The organism is Conyzicola lurida (assembly GCF_014204935.1).
In the GTDB taxonomy this organism is placed as follows: Bacteria; Actinomycetota; Actinomycetes; order Actinomycetales; family Microbacteriaceae; genus Conyzicola; species Conyzicola lurida.
Window position 1 is genome coordinate 823441 of the sequence record NZ_JACHMJ010000001.1, and the last position, 18244, is coordinate 841684.

Sequence of the window (18244 nt, forward strand, 5' to 3'; positions counted from 1 at the left end):
CGACGGCCGTGTCGGTGCCTGCCGGTACCGTTGAGGCCGTGACCATCCGCGGATTCCAAGCAGCGACGACGCGCGGTGCCGTCCCCGTCGTCGCGGCTCTCGACGACTCCCAACGCGCTGTTCTCGGGCTCCCCGACGGCGAATCGGCCGCGGTCATCGGGGCCCCGGGCACGGGCAAGACGACCACCATGATCGAACTGGTGGCCGACCGGGTGCTGGGCCGTGGCTGGACGGCCGACGAACTCGTCGTGCTGACTCCCAACCGTGCCTCGGCGACCCGGTTGCGCGACACCCTGGCGGTGCGCCTCGGCGTCGCCACCAACGGGCCGATCGCCCGCACCACCAACTCCATCGCCTTCGAGCTCGTGCAGCACGCGGCGACCGTGTCCGGTGCCGACCGTCCCAAGCTGCTCACTGGCGGGGACCAGGACCAGCTCATCAAAGAACTGCTGCTCGGCCACATCGAGGAGGGCACGGGGCCGGCGTGGCCGCCGATCCTCGCGCCCGAGGTGCGCCAACTGCAGGGATTCCGTACCGAACTGCGCGAGCTCATCATGCGCTCCACCGAGTTCGGCGTGACGCCCGACCGGTTGCGCGAACTGGGCGCGCGGCACGGCCACGAGGAGTGGACCGCGGCCGCCGACTTCGTCGACGAATACCTGCGCGTGCTCGGCTCCCTGCAGCACAACTCGCTCGACGCCGCCGAGCTGATGGCGTTCGCCACGGCGGCGCTCGACCCCGCGACGAACGACGGCGGCATCGGCGACAAGCTCGGCCGGCTGCGGCTCGTCGTCGTCGACGACCTGCAGGAGACCACCGAGGCCACCATCGGTATGCTGCGCGCCTTCGTCGCCCGTGGCGTCGCCGTCGTTGCCTTCGGCGATCCGGATGTCGCGACCAACGCCTTCCGCAGTGGCGAACGCGACGCGCTGGGAACCCTGTCCACGCGACTCGGGCTCCCGGGGCTGCGCACCTTCATCCTCTCGACGGCCCACCGGCAGGGCACCGAGCTGCGTGCCCTCACCAGCGCGGTCACGGACCGCATCGGTACGGCCGCCGCGGGGCGTCAGCACGCCGCGGTCGCGGGAGGCCCGTCGTACGAGCAGCCCGTCGTCACGGTGCGCGCGGCTACGCCGGCACGCGAGGTCGCCGCGATCGCGCGGCTGTTCCGCCAGCACCACCTGCTGCGAGGCGTGCCGTTCGGCCGCATGGCGGTCGTGGTGCGCACCGGATCGCTGATCCGCCCGATCAGCCGGGCGCTCGCGCTCGCCGAGGTGCCCACGCGTACCCTCGCCGGCGGCACGGCGCTGCGCGACGACCAGGCCGCCCGTGCGCTGCTGACCGTTGTCGACGTCGGGCTGGGCCGCACCGAACTCTCCCCGGCCCTCGCCACCGAGATCATGCTCGGCCCGTTCGGCGGCTTCGACCGGCTCGCCCTGCGCCGCCTGCGGGTGGCGTTGCGCGCCGAGGAGCTCGACGGCGGCGGCAACCGCGGCAGCGACGAGCTGCTCGTCGAGGCGCTGAGTGCGCCGGGCCGTTTCGCCACGATCGACCACCGCATCGGTCGCAACGCCGACCGCATCGCCCAGACCCTCGCTGCGACCGCCGAGCTCGCCGCCGACAACGGGTCGATCGAGCAACTGCTCTGGCTGGTCTGGGAGCGCTCGGGTCTCGCCAAGGTCTGGTTCGAGCAGGCGCTCGGCACCGGGCTCACCGCGGCCGACGCCAACCGCAACCTCGACGGCGTGATGGCCCTGTTCACCGCCGCCCGCCGCTTCGCCGAGCGCCGCCCGAACGACGGGCCCCGGCTGTTCATCGACGACCTGCTCGGAGCCGAGGTCCCCGAAGACACCCTCGCCCCGCAGACCAACGACGAGTCGGTGCTCGTCACCACCCCCTCCGGAGCCGTCGGCCTGGAGTTCGACGTCGTCGCCGTCGCGGGGCTGCAAGACGGCGTGTGGCCCAACCTGCGCATCCGCGGCTCGCTGCTCTATCCGCAAGATCTGGTCGCGGCATCCACGGGTCAACTCGTCGCGCGCGACGACGACGGCGCCTCGGCGGCCGACGACCGCAAGCAGGTGCTCGGCGACGAACTGCGCATGTTCGCGCTCGCCGTGTCGCGCGCGACCACGCAGGTGATCCTCACCGCCGTCGCCAACGAGGACGAGGCGGCGTCGGTGCTGTTCGGGCTCGTGCCGCCGGGCATCGGCGAAGAACTCGACGCGACCGAGTGGCACCCGCTATCGCTGCGCGGAGTCACGGGGCGGCTGCGGCGCGAACTCGTGCGCCCGCGGCCCGACATCCCGGCCGCGTTCGCGACGGCAGACCGGGCGGATGCCGCGGCCTCCCTCGCGCGCCTGGCCCGGGCCCGCGTGCCCGGTGCCGACCCCGCGGAGTGGCACGGACTGCTCGAACCGTCGACCACCGGCCCGCTGCACGACCTCGACGACCCCGAGGTGACCGTCGGCGTCTCGCCGTCCAAACTCGAGGCGTTCGAGGCGAGCCCGCTCAACTGGTTCATCGACGTGATGAGCGGCTCGCAGTCGAGCACCGCGATGGGCATCGGCACCATCGTCCACTGGGCGATGGAGACGGCCACCGACCCGTCGGTCGAGGCGCTCTGGGCGGCGGTCGAGTCACGCTGGAGCGAACTGCTCTTCGAGTCGCCCTGGCTCGCCGAGAAGCAGCGGCGCGCGGTGCGGGTGTTGACCGCGGGGCTGTCGGAGTACCTCACCGACTTCCGCGGCGCGGGCAAAGAACTGGTCGCGGCCGAACCGTCGTTCAGCGTCGTCGTCGGACGCGCAAAGCTCAACGGCAAGATCGACCGGGTCGAGAAGCACGACGACGGGTCGATCGTCATCGTCGACCTCAAGACCGGCCGGGCCGAGACCAACCAGGCCAAGATCGACGCCAACGCGCAGCTCGGCGCCTACCAGCTGGCCTACGACCACGGCGTGCTCGAAGAACTGCCCGAGGGGCATAAGGCCGGGGGAGCGAAGCTGCTCTACGTCGCGTCGGGCAAGGGCGGCAAGCTCTACCGCGAGGCCGTGCAGGGTCCGCTCGTGGGTTCCGAGCTCGACGAACTGCGCGCCCGCATCGAGCTGGCCGCGATCGGCATGGCGGCGGCCGAGTTCGCCGGTGTGCTCAACCTCGACGCGTACGGGCCGGGCAACGACCCCAAGTACCGCATCCACCTCGTGAAGGCGGTGACCGCGTGAGCATCGACCTTCAGGTGGGCGCGCGGGTGAGCGCGCTCGAGATCGCGGCGGCGATCGACGGCGATCCGCCCACGCCGCAGCAGCAGGCCGTGATCGAGGCCGACCTGGCGCCGGCACTCGTCATCGCGGGCGCGGGCAGCGGCAAGACCGAGACCATGGCCAACCGCGTGCTCTATCTGCTCGCCAACGGCATGGTGCAGCCGAGCGAGGTGCTCGGCCTCACCTTCACCCGCAAGGCGGCAGGCGAACTCGCCACGCGCATCCGGGAACGCATCGAACAGCTCGCGGCGGCCGGACTCGTCGGCGACGACTACGACGTCTTCGACGCCCCCACCGTGGCGACCTACAACTCGTTCGCCAATTCGATCTACCGCGACAACGCCGCCCTCATCGGGCGCGAGAGCGACGCGGCCGTCCTGAGCGAGGCATCCAGCTGGCAGCTCGCCCGCTCGATCGTGGTCGCGAGCCACGACGAACGGCTCGCCGACCTCGACAAGAGCGTCGACGTGGTGACCAAGGCGGTCATCAACCTGAACCACGAGCTCAGCGAGATCGAGCGCGACTCCGACGACGTGCGGCGCATGGTCGGCGAGCTCGGGTCGGTGCTGGAGCTGCCCTACGGCGGACGCTCGAACGCACGCTACCCCGAGGTGCGCAAGGCGATCGAGGCGGTGCAGGGTCTTCCGGTGCTGCTCGACCTCGCCGACGCGTTCGCCGCCGCCAAGGCGAACCGCGGCCTCGTCGAGTACTCCGACCAGGTAGCGCTCGCCCTCACGGCGACCGAGCGCGTGCCGAAAATCGCCGAAGAGCTGCGCACCCGTTTCGCCGTCGTGCTGCTCGACGAGTACCAGGACACCTCGGTCGTGCAGACCCGTCTGCTGCGACGGCTGTTCCGCGACCACGCGGTGATGGCGGTCGGCGACCCCCACCAGTCGATTTACGGATGGCGCGGCGCGAGTGCCGCGAACCTCGGCGGTTTCCCCGCCGACTTCAGCAGCGCGCCCGGCTCGGTCGCGAAGTTCGACCTGTCCACGAGCTGGCGCAACGGCCACGCGATCCTCGCGTCGGCGAACGCCCTCGTCGAGAAGCTCAACCTCGTCACCACCGTCGAGGTCGGGTCACTCACCGCGAGCCCGGCCGCGTCCGACGAAGACCTCTCCGTCGTCTTCGAGGAGACCGTGACCGACGAGGCGGCGGCCACCGCGGCCTGGCTCAAGGCGCAACTCGCCGTGCCGTCGAAGAAGGGCACGCAGCGCACGGCCGCGATGCTCATGCGCACACGGTCGACGATGTCGGTGTTCACGGCCGCGCTCGACGACGCCGGGGTGCCGTACCACGTGCTCGGAATCGGCGGCCTGCTGCAGGAACCCGAGATCGTCGACCTCGTGAGCGCGCTCTGGGTGGTCAATGACCCGACGGCCGGGTCGCAGCTGATCCGGCTGCTCACCGGGTCGCGCTGGCGCCTGGGCGTGCAAGACGTCAACGCCCTCAGCCGGCTCGCGTCGTGGTTGCGCGACCGCGACTACGCCCAGCAGCCGCTCGCCGACGACCTGCGCGAGGCGATGCGTGCCTCCGTCGCCGAGGCCGAGGGCGGTTCGATCGTGGAGGCGCTCGACTTCATTGCGCACACCCGCCGGGAGCACGGCGCGCTGAAGAACTTCAGCGAGGCAGGCCTCGACCGGCTGCGCGACGCGGGGGCCACCTTCGCGCGGCTGCGCTCGCGCGCCAACCTCGAGCTCGTCGACTTCGTCACGCTCGTCGAGCAGGAGCTGATGCTCGACATCGAGGTCGCCGCGAACGACCGGCTGCCTCTCGGCAACGCGAACCTCGAGGCGTTCTTCGACGCGCTCGGCGGCTACCTCTCCAGCGACGACCGCGCCTCGCTCGGCGGGTTCCTCTCCTGGTTGAGCGTCGCCGAGTGGCGCGACAGCCTCGGGCCTCGGCCCGAGGACCCCGAACCGGGCACGGTCCAGCTGCTGACGATCCACGGGTCGAAGGGGCTCGAGTGGGACATCGTCGCGGTGCCCCGCCTCGTGGAGGGCGAGCTGCCCGGCGCCGCGAAAGACGGCTACAACGGCTGGCTGTCACTCGGCGCTCTGCCGTACGAATTCCGCGGTGACGCGAGCGAGCTGCCGCTGCTGCGCTGGCGGGGCATCGAGACCCAGAAGGAATTCGACGACAACCGCAAACAGTTCAAGCTTGACCTCGAGACGCGGCACCGGCTGGAGGAACGCCGGCTCGCCTACGTCGCCGTCACCCGCGCGCGGCACTCGCTGCTGTTGAGCGGCTCGTTCTGGTCGAAGCAGTCGAAGCCGCGCAGCCCGAGCGAGTTCCTGCTCGACCTCGAGGCGTCCGGCGTGATCGGCGAGCTGCCGACCGAGAGCGAGCACGAGGAGAACCCGCTCGGTACCGAACCCGAGCTGCTGCTCTGGCCGGTCGACCCGCTCGGCGTGCGCCGCGGCCGGGTGGAAGCGGGAGCCGCCGCCGTGCGGGCCGTGCTCGACCGCGAACCGGCCGACGACGACCTGCCCGGCAAATGGGCCGACGACCTCACCCTGCTGCTGCGCGAACGCGAGCAGCGACTCGGCGCGAACGAGCTCGTGCCGGTGCCAGCGCGCGTGTCCGCCTCGCGGTTCAAGGACTTCGTCACCGACCCGGCGGCCGTCGCCTCGTCGCTGCGCCGCCCCATGCCCGAGCGCCCGTACAAGGCGACCCAGATCGGTACGCTCTTCCACGCCTGGGTCGAGGAACGCTACGGCGTCGGCGGCACGGGCGAGGAGCTCGACGCCTTCGCGCTGGAACTCGACGACGGCGGCCTCGACGGCGAGATCACCAGCGATGCCGAACTCGTGCGCCTGCAAGACACCTTCGCCCGCTCGGCGTGGGCCGGCCGCAAGCCGATCGACGTCGAACGCGAGATCCACCTGCCATTCGACGGCCGCGTCGTCATCTGCAAGATCGACGCCGTCTATTTCGACGGCGAACGGTACGAGGTGGTCGACTGGAAGACCGGCAAGGCTCCGAAGGATGCCGCCGACCTCGAGCGCAAGCAACTGCAACTCGCGCTCTACCGACTCGCCTACGCGCGCTGGAAAGGCATCGACCCGCAGCTCATCGACGCCGTGTTCTACTTCGTGGCCGACGACACAGTGGTCACGCCCGAGCGCATCTTCGACGAGGCCGAGCTGATCGCCCTCTGGCGCGCCAGCTTCGGTCGCTGAGCCTGTCGAAGCGCCCGGTCGCTGAGCCTGTCGAAGCGCCCAACCGGTCAGAATTACACGCGCAAGCATCCACCGGTGAAGATTCGCTTCGCCGAACACATCGACAGCATCGAGCAGGCATTCTTGCGCGAGAAGCAGGTTCAGGGCTGGAGTCGCGCAAAAAAGCTGGCGTTGATCAACGGGCGGCTGGGGGATCTGCCCGGGCTCTCTGTGACTGAGGTAGCTGGCCCTTCGACAGGCTCAGAGACCGGCAGTGTGACTGAACCGGGTGCTGGCCCTTCGACAGGCTCAGGGACCGGGGGTGGCGAGGGCTAGACCGCGCGCTCGGTGCGGTCGAGCAGCGCCTCGACCTCGTCGACCGCCATGACCTCCATGGTCTGCGGGTTGAGCGGGTTCATCACGTCGTTGAGCGTCGAGTCGACCAGCGCGCTGAGCATCTCGACAGCGTCATCCACGATCTCGGTGCTTCTCGTGTCGGTGCCGTGCAGCAGCCACTTGGCGATCTCCAGCTCCGCGTAGAGCTTGGCGCGCTGGCGTACGTGGCGGTCGCCCGAGCCGCGGACCGACTGGTACGCGTCGAACGCGCTGTCGGCGACGGCTTCGGGGGCACCGAGCAGCCAGGCGAGGTCGCGGGCGGGGTCGCCGACGCGCAGTTCCTGCCAGCCGAGCAGTCCGGTGACGATTCCGTCGGACGAGAGGAAGGAGTCGGCGCTCAGCGCGTTGTTGATCACGGTGGGCTGGAACTGCCAGAGCTTGCTGTCTTCGGTGGCGCGTTCCCAGCGGCTGAGCAGCTGCGGCGGCACCAGGCCGGTGGCGCCGGCGCGGTCCATCACCGAGACGGAGGCACGCAGCGCCTCGCCGGAGGAGAGCATGGGCAGGCCCGCGTCGGTGACGAAGCTGGTCGGCAGGTTGTGCACGGCGGCGATGCCCGACCCGATGGACGCTGCGAGACCGTTCGGCCCGGCGTCGAGACGGCTCAGGCCGACCTTGGTGCCGTAGACGAACTCGTAGATGATGGCGCGGGTGCCCGAGACAGGCACCTGGCCGACGTACTGCGAGACCGCGAACGGCAGGCGAGTGCGCACGCCGTTGCTGATGGCGCGCAGGGCGACCAGATCGGCCGACTGCTCGACTTCGGCGCGCTCGTTGCGGGGGACGCGGATGATGAGGTGGCGACCGTCACGGGCGGTCAGCAGGGCGGAGTCGAACTCGTTGTGCAGCGCAGAGCCGAAGCTCGAGGTCTCCACGAGGTCGAGGCCGTCGACGGCAGAGGTCGCGAGCGCGGCTAGAGTGAGGTGGGATCTGGCCATACCCAACAGGGTAGATCGCCAGTGCCCCGGTTTCCCCGAACGCCACGCACTTCTGATGGGTCGCAGCATGCCAGATTCTTTCCTCTCGCGACTTCCACTGTCTCGATTCGAGGTCGACCGCGACTACCTGACGAGAGAACGTCCGGATGTCGTCGCCGAACTCCTCGCGGACCCTGCGACGAGACTCCTCCCGATGTTCCAGGGCACCGCGCTGCTGTCGAGCCCGACGAGCCTCGCGCTCGTCCCCGTGTCGGCGGTGCCGCCGGCCGAACTGCTCGTCTACCTCGGCCGTTCCACGTCGACGACCAGTCCCGAGCCCGTCGGTACCCCGATCCTCGCCGCGGTGCTCGCCGACGCCGGGCACCTCGCCGAGTCGGACTGGGGCAATCTGCGCAAACTCGGCAGCGTGCTGAGCGACCGCGACACCGGGCTGTTCACCGAGGCCCTCGCGATCGTCAACTGGCACGAGTCCCACCTGTTCTCGCCGCGCACCGGCGTGCCGACCATTCCGGGCAAGGCCGGGTGGGTGCGCATCGACCCGACCACGGGCGCCGAGCTCTACCCGCGCACCGACTCGGCGATCATCGTCGGCATCACCGACGCCGACGACCGCCTGCTGCTCGGTTCGAACGCGCTCTGGGAGAGCAACCGGTTCTCGCTGCTCGCCGGTTTCGTCGAGCCGGGGGAGTCGCTCGAGGCCGCCGTCATCCGCGAGATCTTCGAGGAGTCGGGGCTCCACGTGGTCGACCCCGTCTATCTGGGCAGCCAGCCGTGGCCGTTCCCCGCCTCGCTCATGCTCGGCTTCACCGCGCGGCTCGACCCGTCGATCGAGGCCGACCTCACGCCCGACGGCAACGAGATCCTCGAGCTGCGCTGGTTCAGCCGCGACGAGCTCCGTGATCAGCTCGGCGACATCCTTCTGCCCGGGCCCACCTCCATCGCCCGCTCGATCATCGAACGGTGGTTCGGCGGCCCGATCGACGACGGCGCCGTATGAGCCAGACCGAGATCCGCAGCGCGGAGAGCCTGCTCGCCGGCCTCGACGACCAGCAGCGCGTCGCCGCCGAAACCCTGCTCGGCCCGGTCTGCCTCCTCGCCGGTGCCGGGACGGGCAAGACCCGCGCCATCACCCACCGCATCGCCTACGGTGTGGCGACCGGCGTCTACCCTCCCGGGCGCGTCATGGCACTCACCTTCACGAGCCGCGCCGCGGGCGAGCTACGCTCCCGGCTGCGCCACCTCGGGGCGGCCGGAGTCTCGGCGCGCACCTTCCACGCGTCCGCGCTCGCGCAGCTGAACTTCTTCTGGCCGCAGGTGGTCGGCGGCACGATGCCCCGGCTCATCGACAGCAAGGCCCGTCTGCTCGCGCAGGCCGCCGAGACGATCCGCCTCAAGCTCGACACCCCGACCCTGCGCGACACCGCGGCCGAGATCGAGTGGCGCAAGGTGTCGAGACTCAGCATCGAGCAGTACGGTGCCGCCGCGGCATCCCGGAATCTGCCCCCGGCACTGACGATCGACAAGGCCGTCGCCCTGCAGCAGGCCTACGAGAACCTCAAGGACGAACGCCGCCAGCTCGACTTCGAAGACGTGCTGCTGGCCACCGCCGGCATGATCGAGACCGAGGCGCGGGTGGCGCAGCAGGTGCGGGAGCAGTACCGCTTCTTCGTCATCGACGAATACCAGGACGTCTCGCCCCTGCAGCACGACCTGGTCAAACTGTGGATGGGGGAGCGCAACGACCTGTGCGTCGTCGGCGACGCCAGCCAGACGATCTACTCGTTCGCCGGGGCGACGCCCGAGTACCTGCTCGGATTCGCGAGCGCCTACGACGACGCGACCGTGGTGCGGCTGGAGCAGAACTACCGGTCCACCCCCGGCATCATCGAGGCCGCCAACCGCCTGATGAAGGGCCGCCCGGGCGCGCTCACCCTGCATTCGCCGCCCGAGACCGGCGACACCGTCGTGTCGCCCGCGGCCGCCCGCCCGCCGCTGGTCGACGGGTTCGACAGCGACACGAGCGAAGCGCGCGCTGTGGCAAAGGCAGTCGCCGACGAGATCGCCGGCGGCACCAAACCCGAGGACATCGCGATCCTGTTCCGCATCAACGTGCAGGCGGCCGCGATCGAGGCGGCGCTCAACACTCTCGGCGTGCCGTACCTGGTGCGCGGCGCGACCCGTTTCTTCGAACTGCGCGAGATCAAGGAGGCGCTGATGATGTTCAAGGGCGCCTCGGTCTCGATCGTCGGAGAACCGCTGTTCAAAACGGTGAGCGACGTGCTGCGCTCGCTCGGCTGGACGCAGGAGGCCCCCGAGGCCCGCGGCGCCGTGCGCGACCGCTGGGAATCGCTCAACGCCCTGATGGGACTGGCCGAGCAGACACCCGCCGGCACCACCCTCAAGGACTTCGTCGACGACCTGTTCGAGCGACAGGCCGCGCAGCACGAACCGACTCTCTCTGCCGTGACCATCGCCACCCTGCACTCGGCCAAGGGCCTCGAGTGGGAGTCGGTGCACCTCGTCGGCCTCAGCGAGGGTCTCGTGCCGATCACCTACGCCAAGACCGACGAGGCCGTCGACGAGGAGCGCCGCCTGCTCTACGTCGGCATCACGCGGGCACGGCGGAAGCTGAGCCTGTCGTGGGCGGCGACCGGGTCGAACTCCGGCGGCTCGTTCCGTCCCGGCCAGCGTCAGGCGAGTCGCTTTCTCGCCGAACTGCAGCGCTGACCTCGTCGTTCTGACAGCCGCACCCCGGGTGGGGCAGCCAGGCCGTCGTCGAGACGGCACCCGAGTCGGCCGCGATGGTCGTCGACACGTGGGCGGATGACGCCTTCCCGGCCGTCAGCCGGGCGAGAGCCAGGCGGCTCACGGTCGCGGCGACCTCGATCGATTCGAGCGGTGTCTACGTCGCGCCGTGGCGTCCCCATAGCTGCGCCGAGATCGCCGGCCACGCGGCATCCGCGTCGGTGCGGTAGCGCTGCAGGCAGTACAGACAGGGGCCCGACCCCGGTTCGACGACCGGCCCGATCTCGACGGTGGTGTCGGTGAACAGCACGGGCAGGTGCGGGATGTCGCGCCGCAACCACAGCCCGTGAAGCTCGGGCGCGAGCACGAAGTGGCCGACCGCGATGGCGAGGTCGCACCGTGACTGGGTCGCGGCCTCCTCCGCCGTCACCACCGTCACGGTGAGGCCGGCCGCGCGCAGCACGTCGGCGATGCGCGCGACGGTGGGCCCGCCGCCCACCACTGTCACGGACCACGGGGGAGCGGCGGTCCGTGGCGCGAGCGCCGGCGCGAGCTGGTCGAGCAGGGTCTCGACGGCCGAATCGTCCGCGCCCGCGGCGTGCGCGATCATCGTGAGACCGGGCTCGGTGACGCCCACGGTGAGTGCCGCGATCATGCGCTCGTCGGCCGAGGTCACGTCGCCGAGCACGACGACCGGCGCGGCAACACCGAACTGCAGGCTCGTGGGTGACCGCCAGACGAGCGGGTATCGCGGGTCGATTGTGAGAACCATGCCGAGAGGATGGCACGGGGCGTCGACACCGCGCGCAATCTATCCACAGCCCACTGGAAAGCGGGTGCGCTACTGCTCGGTCGGCCGCTCGCTCGTGTCGTCGTTGAGCAGGTCTTCGATCGCCTGGTCGATGTCGTCGGGCGCCGGGGTCCCCGCGGTGAGGCGGGCGACGAGCGCCGTCGGGTCGGTGATGTCCTCGGCGGTGGGCACCAGGTCGGGGTGCGACCACAGGGCGTCCCGCGCCTCGGCGCCCACGGCGTCGGACACGGCCTGCCACATCGCGGCCGCCTCGCGCAGCCGGCGCGGTCGCAATTCGAGACCGACGAGCGTGGAGAACGCGGACTCGGCGGGGCCGCCCGACGCGCGGCGGCGACGCACGGTCTCCGCGATCGCGACGCTGGAGGGGAGGCGCGAGGTGGCCTGGGCGGTAACGACGTCGACCCAGCCCTCGATCAGGGCGAGCATGGTCTCGAGGCGGCCGAGTGCGGCCAGCTGCTCCTCGGACTTCGGCGGGATCAGCGCACCGCTCGTCATCGCAGCGCGCAGCTCTTCGGGGTTCGACGGGTCGAAATCGGAGGCGAGCTCCTCGAGCCGGTCGGTATCGATGCGGATGCCGTGGGCGAACTCGGTGATCGAGGTCATGAGTTGCAGCCGCAGCCACTTCGCGTGGCGGAACAGACGGGCGTGGGCGAGCTCGCGCACCGCGAGGTAGAGCTGCACCTGGTCGACCGGCACGTCGAGACCGGTCGCGAAAGCCGCGACGTTCTGCGGGATCATCGCCGCGAACTGGTCGGATTCGCCGTGCTCGGACGCGCTGATCGCCCCGAGCAGCGGGATGCCGATGTCGCCGCCGGAGACGACCTCGCTCGAGAGCTGCCCGACGACCTGGCCGAGCTGCATCGCGAACAGGGTGCCGCCGACGTTGCGCATGAGCTGGCTCGCGCCGGCGATCATGTCGGTCATCTCTTCCGGTGCCTGGTCGCGCAGCACGCTGGTGAGCGAGTCGGCGATGCTCGTCGCGACGGGTTCGGAGAGCTGGATCCAGACCGGCATGGTCTCGGTGACCCACTCGGTGCGGCTCATCAGCCGCGGCTGCGAGGTCAGTTCGGAGATGTCGGTGGCCTCGGCGAGCCAGAGCGACGCGACGTGGAACGCCTGCTCGATCTGCGAGCGTTCGGCGGGAAGCGACACCACCGTCGACCGCGAGGCGAGCGATTTCGCCTGGTCGAGTGCGAGGCCCCAGTTGATGCCGTCGCCGCTCGACTGCATCGCACTCTGCAACTGCGCGATGAGCTGGGCGACCAGCTCGGGGTCGTTGGGCAGACCGGCCGCGCTGGCCAGTTTGCTCGGGTCTAGGTCGGTGTTCCCCGCGAGAAACGCGCGCAGCATCTCACGGAACTCCTCATCGGGCTCTTCCCGCGAATCTTCAGCCATGCAAACTACGCTAGCCGCTGCACGGTTGGCGGGGCTGGGTTTTCGCCTAGGCTGAACCGACTGGCTGTGCGCCCGTGGCGAACACTCTCCCCGGCTCGCCGCGCCAGCGGCGTTTCCCGCTTCGAACAACAAGGATTACCGTGGCGCTCTTCGCCAATTCAGACCTGCCCGCTGCCAGAAGGCGCTCCCGCGCGTCCACCGTCGGCTGGTCTCTTCTCGGAGTCTCCCTCGCCGTGACGGTCGTCGTGGCGCTCGTGCCCGCGCCGTACGTGATCGAGCAGCCCGGACCGGTCTTCGACGTGTTGGGCGACGTCGAGGTCGGCGGCGACACCGTTCCGCTCATCGACATCGCCGACGCCGAGACGTATCCCACCAGCGGATCGCTCAACATGCTTACCGTCTCGATCAGCGGCAGCCGCGAGACCCCGCTCAACTGGTTCCAGGTCGCCACCGCGTGGTTCGACACGAGCAAGGCCGTCGTTCCGATCGACAACGTCTACCCCGTGGGCGTGACTGTGGAACAGTCGAACGAGCAGAGCCAGATCGCGATGCAGAACTCGCAGCAGGAGGCCGTCGCCGCGGCGCTTACCGACCTCGACTACGACTTCACCACCAACCTCTCCGTCGCCGGCGTCAACGAGGGCAGCCCCGCCGACGGTTCGCTCGAGGCGGGCGACACGATCGTCAGCGTCAACGGAGAGACCTTCACCGACGTCACCGGCCTGCAGTCCACCATCGCCGCGAACGGCGTCGACAGCCCGGCGACGGTCGTGGTGACCCGGGACGGCGACGAGAAGACCTTCGAGATCACCCCGGTCATGAGCGAGGCGTCGACGCCCACCGCCATCCTCGGAATCACGGTCCAGGGCGACTTCGACTTCCCGATCGACGTCACGATCCAGCTCGAGAAGGTCGGGGGTCCGAGCGCGGGCCAGATGTTCGCACTGGGCATCATCGACAAGTTGACGCCCGGCGAGCTCACGGGCGGTCAGGATGTCGCGGGCACGGGCACCATCACCGGCGAGGGCGTCATCGGGGCGATCGGCGGTATCCGGCAGAAGATGTACGGCGCCGTGCGGGCGGGCGCGGACTACTTCCTCGCTCCGGCGTCCAACTGCGACGAAGTCGTCGGGCACGTCCCCGACGGGCTGACGGTCTTCGCCGTCGGCGAACTCTCCGATTCCATGGCGGTGCTCGACGCGCTGTCCACCGGCGCCTCCACCGATGACCTGCCCACCTGTACCGCGGAATAGCCTGTCAACCAATGTGACAGCTGTGGGCGGACTCGCAGTCCGCCCCGTTAAGATGACCGTGACCGACCACTAAGGCCAGGAGCAGTCGCTTGACTTCCACAGCAAACCCACCCGCCAGTAAGACGAGGGTCACCCTCGCGATCACCGCCGCGATCGTCGCCGTTCTGGTGGTGATCTTCTTCATCGTGGCAGGGCTCTACACCGACGTACTCTGGTTCGACCAGCTCGGGTTCTTGAGCGTCCTGACCACCCAGTGGATCGCGACCGCCGTGATGTTCCTCGTCGGATTCGTCGCGATGGCAGTCCCCGTCTGGGTCAGCATCGAGATCGCTTTCCGATCGCGCCCCGTGTACGCCAAGCTCAACTCGCAGCTCGACCGCTACCAGCAGGTCATCGAGCCGCTGCGCCGCCTCGCGATGTTCGGCATTCCCGCGGTCCTCGGCCTCTTCGCCGGCGTCTCCGCGGCCACCCGCTGGCCCGTCGTCCTGCAGTACTTCAACCGCACCCCCTTCGGCGAGACCGACCCGCAGTTCGGCCTCGACGTGTCGTTCTACATCTTCGAGCTTCCGTTCTTCCGCGGCGTCGTCGCGTACGCGTCGGCAATCGTGCTGATCGCCGGTATCGCGGCGCTCGCCACGACTTACCTGTACGGCGCCATCCGCGTCTCCGGGCGCGAGGTGCGCATCTCCAAGTCGGCGCGCATCCAGATCGCGGTCACCCTCGCGATCTACGTCGCCCTGCAGGCCGTGAGCATCTGGCTCGACCAGTACACGACCCTGACCTCGCCGAGCGCCGGATACCTGCAGACCGGTGCCGGCTACACCGAGGCCAACGCGACGATCCCCGGCCGCGCCATCCTCGCCGGCATCGCCGCCGTCGTCGCCATCCTCTTCATCGTGACCGCCGTCATCAAGCGCTGGCGCCTGCCGATCATCGGCACCGCGCTGCTGCTGATCAGCGGCATCGTGCTCGGCGGCATCTACCCGTGGATCGTGCAGCGCTTCCAGGTCGAGCCGAGCTCGCGCAGCCTCGAGGCCGACTACATCGACCGCAGCATCGAAGCCACCCGTGACGCCTACGGCGTCGACGAGGTGACCGAGCAGTCCTACAACGCGACCACCGACGCCGAGGCGGGCGCACTGCGCGCCGACGCCGAGACGACCGCGAACATCCGCATCATCGACCCCGCCCTGGTGTCGAACTCGTTCGCCCAGCTCGAGCGCGTGCGCCAGTACTACCAGTTCTCCCCGAACCTCGACGTCGACCGCTACGAGATCGACGGCACCGTACAGGACACGGTGATCGCGGTCCGCGAACTGGATCAGGAGGGCCTCGGCGACTCGCAGACGCCGTACTCCAACGCGTTCGTCTACACCCACGGCTACGGCGTGGTCGCCGCCTACGGCAACCAGCGCACGACCGACGGCCAGCCCGTGTTCCTCCAGTCCGGCATCCCGTCGACCGGCGCGCTGAACATCGACGAGCCCCGCGTGTACTTCGGCGAGTCGTCGCCGACCTACTCCGTCGTGGGCGCACCCGAGGGATCCACCGCGATCGAACTCGACTACCCGTCGGGCGACGAGGAGAACAGCGCGTCGAGCGCCACCACCACCTTCGACGGTGACGGCGGCCCCAAGCTCGACAACGTGTTCAACAAGCTCGTCTACGCGATCAAGTTCCAGTCGGAGCAGATCTTCCTCTCGAACGCCGTCACGTCGGAGTCGCAGATCCTCTACGACCGCGACCCGATCGAGCGTGTCTCCAAGGTCGCGCCGTACCTGACCCCCGACACCGACACGTACCCCGCAGTGGTGGACGGCCGGATCGTCTGGATCGTCGACGCGTACACGACCAGCGAGAACTACCCGTACTCGCAGGTCGAGACGCTGAGCGACACGATCGTCGACACCAACACGCAGGCGCTGCCCTACGCGGTGGACAACCTCAACTACATCCGCAACTCGGTCAAGGCCACGGTCGACGCGTACAGCGGTGAAGTGAAGCTCTACGCGTGGGACACGGAAGACCCGATCCTGCAGACCTGGCAGAAGATCTTCCCGTCGACGCTGCTCTCGGCCGACGACATGGACGCCGAGCTGCTCGACCACGTGCGCTACCCGTCCGACCTGTTCAAGGTGCAGCGCGCCATCCTCGGTTCGTACCATGTGACCGACGCCAACACCTTCTTCTCGGGCAACGACCAGTGGGTCACCCCGAACGACCCGACGTCGCCGGCCGCGAGCCCCACACTGCAGCCGCCGTACTACCTCACGATGAAGGTTCCCGGCACCGACGCTCCCGCGTTCACGCTGTACTCCACGTTCATCCCGCGTGCGTCGTCCACGTCCACCTCGAGCGTGCTGAGCGGGTACCTCGCCGTGAACTCCGACGTCGGGGAGGACTACGGCAAACTCACGCTGCTCACACTGCCGAGCGGGGATACCGTGCCCGGCCCCGGGCAGGTGCAGAACAGCTTCAACTCCGACACCGAGGTGGCGAGCCAGCTCGCGCTGCTGTCGCGCGGTGATACCGAAGCGATCCAGGGCAACCTGCTGACCGTCCCGGTCGGCGGGGGACTGCTCTACGTGCAGCCGGTCTACGTGCAGTCGACGAGTGGCACGAGCTACCCGCTGCTGCGCAAGGTGCTCGTCGGCTTCGGCGACCAGATCGCCTTCGAGGACACCCTCGACGAGGCGCTCGACGCGCTGTTCGGCGGCGACTCCGGAGCGGCTGCCGGTGACGGCGGAACCGTCGTCGACCCCGACCCGAGCACCGAGGTGCCCGACACCGACGTGCCGGACACGGACGTGCCCGACACCGAGGAGCCCGCCACCGGCACCGTCGACGAGACCGCGCTGGCCGAGGCTCTGGCCGACGCCAAGGACGCGCTCGACGACCGCGAAGCGGCCTACGCCTCGAACGACCTCGTCGCCGCAGCCGAGGCGGACAACCGCCTCACCGCCGCGCTGACCGCAGCACTCGCCGCCAGCGGCGAGTAGCACCGTGGTCGACCTCGGTTCAGGCGACTGGCTCGACGCCAACCGCGCGCAGTGGGACGAACGCGTCCCACTGCACGTGGCGAGCGAGTTCTACGACCAGTCGGCCCTGCGCGCGGGTCACGGCGCGCTCTACCCGATCGAGGAGCGCGAGCTCGCGGACTACTTCCCGGAGGGACTCGAGGGCAAGCGGATACTGCACCTGCAGTGCCACTTCGGTGCCGACAGCCTCGTACTCGCCCAGCGCGGCGCGACGGTGGTCGGCATCGACTTCTCGAAGCCGGCCGTCGTGCAGGCCCGGGCGCTCGCGACCGAGGTCGGTCTCGCCGACCGCGCCCGGTTCGTGAATGCGAACATCTACGACGCGCGGCACACCCTGCCGGAGCCGGAATCCTTCGACATCGTCTACACGACCTGGGGCACCATCGGCTGGCTGCCCGACGTCGCCGAGTGGGCGCGCATCGTCGAGTGGTATCTCAAGCCCGGCGGACGGCTGTATTTCGCCGACGGCCATCCCGCCGCCTGGACGCTCGACGGCGGCGAGAACGAACTGCCGACCCTGCAGTACGCCTACGAGACCGACGGTGTCGCCGACGTGATCGAGGACGACCAGGACTACGCCGTCGAGGATGCCGGTCTGACCAACACCCGCACGTACGAGTGGCCCCACCCGCTGAGCGAGACCGTCACGGCTCTGCTCGCGACGGGCTCCGCCTGGACTTCCTCCACGAGCACTACGAGATTCCGTGGAAGATGTTCGGCTCGCTCGAGCCCACGGACGATCGGCTGTTCCGGTGGCCGGATACCAAATGGATGCCGCTCGCGCTCAGTCTGGGACTGAGCAAACCGTCCGCCTGACGCACGGTGGTGAGGGCCTCCCGAATACCGTGCTACTGTTGATCTTGCAGCGCGGGGTGGAGCAGTTCGGTAGCTCGCTGGGCTCATAACCCAGAGGTCGCAGGTTCAAATCCTGTCCCCGCAACAGAGAAGAAGTCCCGGTCACTTGTGACCGGGACTTCTTGCTTTAACCGGCGGCCCTCGGTCATAGGCAGGATCGGCACGGGCTTGCCGCGCGGGACGCCCGTCGGCGACGATGGGACGACCACCGCGGCGTCGCCGGCTGCCCGACTCGCCGCGCCCCACCTAGGGAAGCTCAGGCCCCCGTGAGAACTCTCCTCGCCAACCGCCCCCGGCTGGCGCGATCACCGAACCGGCTCGTCTGCGTCACGGCAGCCGCCCTGGCGGTGCTGTGTGTCGCGGGCTGCACGCCGTCGGACGATTCAGACCGAAATCCG

The 18244-nt window shown here is 69.6% G+C and carries 10 protein-coding genes and 1 tRNA gene; 8 read left to right on the plus strand and 3 right to left on the minus strand.

The genetic code is table 11. The features are described 5' to 3' along the window. The first annotated feature begins 38 nt into the window (after positions 1–38). Entirely contained in the window at positions 39–3218 is a 3180-nt protein-coding gene (locus HD599_RS18270; RefSeq protein ID WP_184233842.1) for a PD-(D/E)XK nuclease family protein, read from the plus strand. After that, positions 3215–6439: a UvrD-helicase domain-containing protein gene (locus tag HD599_RS18275; protein ID WP_184233844.1), complete on the plus strand. Its 3225-nt coding sequence runs from the start codon at positions 3215–3217 to the stop codon at positions 6437–6439. The genes HD599_RS18270 and HD599_RS18275 overlap by 4 nt, the downstream gene beginning before the upstream one ends. A gap of 311 nt (positions 6440–6750) precedes the next feature. Here HD599_RS18275 and HD599_RS04025 read toward each other — a convergent pair whose 3' ends face one another. Beyond that, positions 6751–7749, minus strand: coding sequence for a phosphotransferase (locus tag HD599_RS04025; RefSeq protein WP_184233846.1), 999 nt, complete (start codon positions 7747–7749; stop codon positions 6751–6753). 67 nt (positions 7750–7816) lie between these two features. On the opposite strand from HD599_RS04025, the gene nudC reads away from it, so the two are divergent. Further along, complete coding sequence (nudC, locus tag HD599_RS04030; protein ID WP_184233848.1) at positions 7817–8746, plus strand: NAD(+) diphosphatase; 930 nt, start codon at positions 7817–7819, stop codon at positions 8744–8746. Then, positions 8743–10476 (plus strand): ATP-dependent helicase, encoded by a 1734-nt coding sequence (locus tag HD599_RS04035; RefSeq protein ID WP_184233850.1) that lies wholly within the window; start codon positions 8743–8745, stop codon positions 10474–10476. Before nudC ends, HD599_RS04035 begins: the two co-directional genes overlap by 4 nt. Positions 10477–10651: 175 nt before the next feature. Here HD599_RS04035 and HD599_RS04040 read toward each other — a convergent pair whose 3' ends face one another. Together HD599_RS04040 and HD599_RS04045 are read right to left on the minus strand one after the other, a co-directional pair. After that, a complete protein-coding gene (locus HD599_RS04040; protein ID WP_184233852.1) occupies positions 10652–11266 on the minus strand; it encodes a hypothetical protein in 615 nt (204 codons plus the stop codon). Between the two features lie 69 nt (positions 11267–11335). Then, on the minus strand, positions 11336–12700 hold the full coding sequence (locus tag HD599_RS04045; protein WP_184233854.1) for a zinc-dependent metalloprotease: 1365 nt from the start codon (positions 12698–12700) through the stop codon (positions 11336–11338). Between the two features lie 140 nt (positions 12701–12840). Between HD599_RS04045 and HD599_RS04050 the strand changes: the two genes are divergently transcribed. The 4 genes from HD599_RS04050 to HD599_RS04065 all read left to right on the plus strand — a co-directional run bounded on the left by HD599_RS04050 (position 12841) and on the right by HD599_RS04065 (position 17931). Further along, entirely contained in the window at positions 12841–13953 is a 1113-nt protein-coding gene (locus HD599_RS04050) for a PDZ domain-containing protein (protein ID WP_184233856.1), read from the plus strand. 89 nt (positions 13954–14042) lie between these two features. Next, positions 14043–16952, plus strand: coding sequence for a UPF0182 family membrane protein (locus HD599_RS04055; protein WP_184233858.1), 2910 nt, complete (start codon positions 14043–14045; stop codon positions 16950–16952). Positions 16953–16956: 4 nt separating this feature from the next. Next, the gene (locus tag HD599_RS04060; RefSeq protein WP_184233860.1) at positions 16957–17790 is read left to right on the plus strand and encodes a methyltransferase domain-containing protein; all 834 of its coding nucleotides are present in this window, start codon (positions 16957–16959) and stop codon (positions 17788–17790) included. Positions 17791–17857: 67 nt separating this feature from the next. Further along, a tRNA-Met gene (locus tag HD599_RS04065) sits at positions 17858–17931 on the plus strand. Positions 17932–18244 lie beyond the last annotated feature (313 nt).

Excerpts from the sequence above, each read along its gene's own strand:
- HD599_RS04025 (WP_184233846.1), bottom strand. The coding sequence starts at position 7,749 with ATGGCCAGATCCCACCTCACTCTAGCCGCGCTCGCGACCTCTGCCGTC.
- nudC (WP_184233848.1), top strand. The coding sequence starts at position 7,817 with ATGCCAGATTCTTTCCTCTCGCGACTTCCACTGTCTCGATTCGAGGTC.
- HD599_RS04035 (WP_184233850.1), top strand. The coding sequence starts at position 8,743 with ATGAGCCAGACCGAGATCCGCAGCGCGGAGAGCCTGCTCGCCGGCCTC.
- HD599_RS04040 (WP_184233852.1), bottom strand. The coding sequence starts at position 11,266 with ATGGTTCTCACAATCGACCCGCGATACCCGCTCGTCTGGCGGTCACCC.
- HD599_RS04045 (WP_184233854.1), bottom strand. The coding sequence starts at position 12,700 with ATGGCTGAAGATTCGCGGGAAGAGCCCGATGAGGAGTTCCGTGAGATG.